This is a genomic window from Fischerella muscicola PCC 7414, from assembly GCF_000317205.1.
Lineage (GTDB): Bacteria > Cyanobacteriota > Cyanobacteriia > Cyanobacteriales > Nostocaceae > Fischerella > Fischerella muscicola.
Genome location: NZ_AJLK01000234.1, coordinates 1 through 623, shown reverse-complemented (window position 1 = coordinate 623; position 623 = coordinate 1). Strand labels below are relative to the sequence as shown.

Here is a 623-nt window from a genome sequence, read left to right as displayed (position 1 = left end):
CTAAATAATGGCGAAGGCGGGTATTCTCAGACTCTACGCGAGTCATATAGGTCTTGCTCACAATAGGCGTCTCCCTCTTCAATGAACATCGGGTAAACCTTCCATCCATCGGTAATGTAAAAGAAGCATCGCCAGTATTTGACAACTGACCACAAGCACTTGAACGTTTCTGCACTGCGATCGCCGATTACCCATGCCAGAATTCCCGCTTGCTGATGGTTGACTGCTGTCCAAATCCATAGCTTGTTGCGTTTGCTACCGACAAAAGTTTGCAGTTCATCCAAGTCGCTGACCTCTGGCATATCTTCAGTGTCTGGAGCATCATGCAGTTTATGTCCCGCTTCTCGAACCCAGTGCATCACAGTTGTATGATGGATCTCGGTAACTCTTTCAATACCTCGCAGCCCCATACCATTGAGATACATCTTGATGCACAATTGCTTGACTTCATCTGAGTAGCCCCAAGGACGGTAAGATTCCAGAAACTGACGACCGCACTGCTTGCACTTGTAGCATTGTCTTCCTCGACGATGCCCGTTTTTGGCCGTTTGAGTTGAGTCACATTTAGGACATTTCATTCTTACTATTCTATCAACCCAAGCATTACTCTTTCAGCAACGCCG

Annotated in this window: 1 pseudogene; it reads right to left on the bottom strand. The window is 46.9% G+C overall.

Annotation, left to right across the window (positions count from 1 at the left end):
- Positions 1-578 (bottom strand): annotated as a pseudogene (locus UYI_RS33930) (IS1 family transposase); the annotation flags it as partial.
- Positions 579-623: the final 45 nt, after the last annotated feature.